The organism is Corallococcus exercitus (assembly GCF_003611585.1).
GTDB classification, from domain to species: domain Bacteria; phylum Myxococcota; class Myxococcia; order Myxococcales; family Myxococcaceae; genus Corallococcus; species Corallococcus exercitus.
In genome coordinates, this window is sequence record NZ_RAVW01000590.1 from 1 (window position 1) to 4,577 (window position 4,577).

Sequence of the window (4,577 nt, forward strand, 5' to 3'; positions counted from 1 at the left end):
AGGCCCAGACGCAGCCCCCCGCGCCGTCCGCGCCCACGGCCTCGCGCTACCTGGGCGGCCTGGGCCACACGCCTGAACAGGAGAAGCTGCTGCGCGACGTGAGCCGCGCGCTGGAGGCATACGAGGCGGAGTCTCGCGACTTCCACCGCGAGGTGAAGCAACTGGTGGAGCGGCGCTACCAGCAGAAGCGCGCGGCGCTCTCCAACGCCTACGAGAAGACGCTCACCGCGTTGGAGTCGCAGGAGCGCACGCAGCGGCTGGACGCCATCGCCCGCTTCGAGGACTTCCTGCGCCGCTACCCGGACGAGCCTCTCGCCACTCCGGACGTGATGTTCCGGCTGGCGGAGCTGTACTACGAGCGCTCCGCGGACGAGCACCAGCTGGCGCGCCGCGACTACGCGGAGCGCGTGCGCACGCTGTCCGACGAGGCGATGGCGGACCTGCCGCCGGAACCGGAGGTGGACTTCACGCCGTCCATCGGCCTGTACCGCACGCTCCTCGCGCGCTTCCCGGACTACAAGCTCAACGACGGGTCGATGTACCTGCTGGCGTACTGCCTCAACGAGCAGCACAAGGACGAGGAGAGCCTCGCCACCTACCAGCAGCTCACCACGCGCTACCCCAAGAGCCGCTTCGCCACCGACGCGTGGACGCGCATCGGCGAGTACTGGTTCGAGGACGAGACCGACCCGGAGGCGCTGCGCAAGGCCGCGGACGCGTACTCCATCGCCACGCGTGACACCGGGCACCGGTTCTACGACAAGGCCCGCTACAAGCTGGCCTGGACGTACTACCGGATGGACTGGTTCGAGGAGTCCGTGGACAGCTTCCTGCTGCTCCTGGACCACTACCAGTCCCACCAGCAGTCCGGCAGCAAGGCGGACGAAGGCGACCTGCGCTCGGAGGCGCTCCAGTACATCGCGCTGTCGCTGGCGGACGAGACGTGGGGCGGCGTGGCCAAGGCCCGCGACCTCTTCGCGAAGCGCGGCGGCCGCTCCTACGAGGCGGAGGTGTACCGGCGGCTGGGCAACGTCTACTTCGACCAGCTCCGCAACGAGGAGGCCATCGCCGCGTACCAGCAGGTGCTCTCCACCGACCCGCTCACCGCGGACGCACCGCGCCTCCAGCAGCGCATCGTCCAGGCCTACGAGCGCGACCGGCGCATGGACCTGTACGCGCAGGAGTCGGAGAAGCTGGCCAACAGCTACCTGCCCGGCGGCGCCTGGTACGAGAAGAACAAGGACGATCCGAACGCGCTGTCGCACGCGCAGACGCTCGCCGAGCAGAGCCTCTATTCCGCCGCCGCGTACCAGCACCAGCAGGCGCAGGCCTTCCAGAAGGAGGGCAAGGACGCGGAGGCGAAGGCCACCTACGCCGCCGCCGCGCGAGCGTACGGCACGTACCTGGAGCGCTTCCCTCGCAGCAAGACGGCGTACGCGATGCGCTTCTTCCACGCCGAGTCCCTCTTCAACTCGGACGCGTACGGCCCGGCGGCGAAGGAGTACGAGGCCGTCCGCGACTCCAACCAGGACAACACCTACCGCGACGTGTCCGCGCACAACGCGGTGCTCGCCTGGAAGGCGCAGCTGGACGAGGACGTGAAGGCCGGCCGCGTGCCGGAGCGCAAGCCCCTGCGCGCCAGCGAGCGCCCCAAGGACAGCGCGCACACGCCCGTGGCCCTGGCGCAGACGGAGGCCGCGCTCGTGAAGGCGTCCGACACCTACGTGGCGATGCTGCCGAAGGAGGAGGCCGCGCCCGGCATCGCGTACCAGGCCGCGGAGCTGTTCTACACGCACGACGACTTCGCCCAGGCCCGCCCCCGCTTCGAGCAGGTGGTGAAGACGTACCCCCGCAACCCGGTGGCCGGCTACGCCACCAACCTCATCATCGAGTCCTTCCTCATCGACGAGGACTGGAAGAGCGTGGAGGAGGTCAGCGCGCGGCTCGCCAGCAACGCGCAGGTGGTGGACCCCGCGGGTGAGCAGTACCGCGAGCTGATGAAGTTCAAGCTGGCCGGCCGCTTCAACCTGGCGGATCAGCTGGCGTCGCAGAAGCGCTACGACGAGGCGGCGAAGAAGTACCTCCAGCTGGTGGAGGAGGCGCCCCGCCACGAGTTCGCCGACAAGGCGCTCAACAACGCGGCGGTCGCGTACGAGGAGCTGCGCCGGTTCGACTCCGCGATGAAGCTCTACGAGCGCGTGTACCGCGACTATCCGAAGTCGCCGTGGGCGCACACCGCGCTGTTCCGCGTGGCCCTCAACGCGCAGAAGTCCTACGACTTCGACAAGGCCGTCACCAGCTACCAGAAGCTGGTGAAGGACTACCCGAAGGCCGAGGAGCGCGAGGCCGCGCTCTACAACGCGGCGTCGCTGCTCGAAGGCCAGCAGCGCTACGCGGAGGCCGCCGCTGCCTTCCAGCGCTGCGTGGAGCTGTATCCCCACGGGAAGAACGCGCCGGAGAACCAGTACCGCGCGGCCCGCATCCTGGAGAAGCAGGGCGACACGAAGGGCGAGATCCAGGCGCTGGAGGCCTTCGTCCGCAAGTTCGCGAGCAAGGCGGATCAAGTGGAGCTGGTGGTGGACGCGAAGCGCCGCCTGGGCGACGCGTGGAAGAAGCGCGGCAACGCGAAGGAGGCCCAGCGCGCCTGGGCCGCCGCCGCGGATGACTTCGACCGCCGCAAGCTGAAGCCCGACACGCAGCTGCGCGCCGCCGAGGCCGCCGCCTACAGCCGCTTCCAGCTGGCCGAGCTGGAGTTCCAGCGCTTCGACGCGCTGAAGCTCAGCGGCTCCGGCAAGGCGCTGGAGAAAAGCTTCAACAAGAAGACCGAAGCCGTGAAGGCGGTGGATGCCGCGTACGCCCGGGTGCTGCCGTACAAGCAGCGCGAGTGGTCGCTGGCTTCGTTCTACCGGCGCGGCTACGCCCTGGAGCGCTTCGCCGCCACGCTGCTGGACGCGCCGGTGCCCCCGGAGCTGAAGCGCCTGGGCGACGACGCGGTGCTGACGTACCAGGACATGCTCACGCAGCGCACCGTGGCGCTGGAGGACCGCGCGGTGGAGAGCTATGCCGCCACGCTCAAGGAGGCGCGCAACAGCCACGTCTCCAACGAGTGGACCCGCCGCACGCTGGAGGCGCTCAACCGCTTCCGTCCCAAGGAGTACCCCGTCCTGAAGGAGGCCCGCGGCGTGCTCGCGTCGGAGACCGTGTATCCGGACGGCCTGCTGGGCAGCCTCGCCGCGCCGGTCGCGCCCGCGCGCGTGGACCCGGACAAGGCGCCCCGGCTGACGGAAGGGGGCACGCCATGAACGCGGGCCGCAAGTTCGCGCTCACCGGGTTGGTGCTCTGGCTGTCCGCCTGCGCCTCCGGTCCGGAGACGCGCAAGGACTCGAAGCTCACCGGCCCGGAGTCAGGGCCCGCCACGGCCGTGAGCACGGCCCCGAAGGCGGATGACGCGAAGCCGCAGGTGAAGGAACCGGCCCCCGTCGCGAAGTCGCTCTCCGGCCAGGAGCGGGACTTCACCAGCGCGGTGGAGGTCGCCCGGCGCGGCGAGCTGACCATCGCGGAGACCGCGCTCAAGGCCCTGCTGGAGAAGTCCCCGAAGCTGGGCCCCGCGTGGACGAACCTGGGCATCGTGCAGGAGCGCCAGGGCCGCTTCCCGGACGCGGAGCGCTCCTACCGGCAGGCGCTGTCGCTGGAGCCGGACCAGGAGGCCGCGTGGGACTGCCTGGTGCGGCTGTCGGCGCGCACGGGCCGCGCGGCGTCGCTGGAAGCGGAGCTGCGCGAGGCGCTGACGAAGCAGGACTCGGTGGCCCGGCGCACGGCGCTGGCGCTCAACCTCCTGCTGCAGAAGAAGCACGCGGCCGCCGTCGCGGAGGCCCGGCGCGCGCTCCAGGTCAGCGAGCAGCACGTGCCCGCCATGCAGGTGCTCGCGCAGGTGTACGCCCGCGAGGGCAAGTTCGAGCTGGCGTCCATGGTGCTGGGCAACGCGCTCGCCATCGACGCGCAGGACGCGGCCACCCTCAACGCCCTGGGCCTGGTGCACCTGGGCCTCAAGGAGCGTCCCCAGGCGCTGGAGCGTTTCCGCCAGGCCATCGCGCTGCGGCCGGACTTCGCCGAGGCGCGCAACAACCTGGGCACCCTGCTCAACGAGGGCGAGGACTACGCCGGCGCCCGCGTGGAGCTGGAGGCCGCGGTGAGGGCCGCGCCGGACTTCGCCGCCGCCCACCTCAACCTGGGCAACGCCTACCGGGGCGAGGGCGACTTCCCCCGCGCCCTGGCGGAGTACGAGCGCGTGCTCCAGCTCCAGCCCGACGCGAAGGACCCGTACTTCAACCTGGGCCTGCTGCACCTGGACCTGGAGCCCGCCGGCATGGACCCGCTGGAGCGCCTCCAGAAGGCCGCGGCCTTCCTGGGCCAGTACCAGCAGAAGGGCGGCACCGACGAGCGCACCGCGCAGTACCTCAAGGACGCGCAGAAGGGCATCGACCGGGAGACCCGCCGCCGCGAGCGCGAGCGCAAGGAGGGCCTGAAGAAGGCCGCCGAAGCCGCCGCTGCCCCCGCGAAGGCCCCCGAGGCCCCTC

2 protein-coding genes are annotated in these 4,577 nt (G+C 70.9%); both read left to right on the top strand.

All coding sequences use genetic code 11. The annotated features are described in order from the left end of the window. Positions 1-3,302 (top strand): tetratricopeptide repeat protein (locus D7W79_RS39165; RefSeq protein ID WP_120530331.1); only part of this gene is annotated, 3,302 nt, incomplete at its 5' end. Continuing rightward, positions 3,299-4,577: tetratricopeptide repeat protein (locus tag D7W79_RS39170; protein WP_120530332.1), on the top strand; the 1,279-nt coding region annotated here is incomplete at its 3' end. The genes D7W79_RS39165 and D7W79_RS39170, both read left to right, overlap by 4 nt.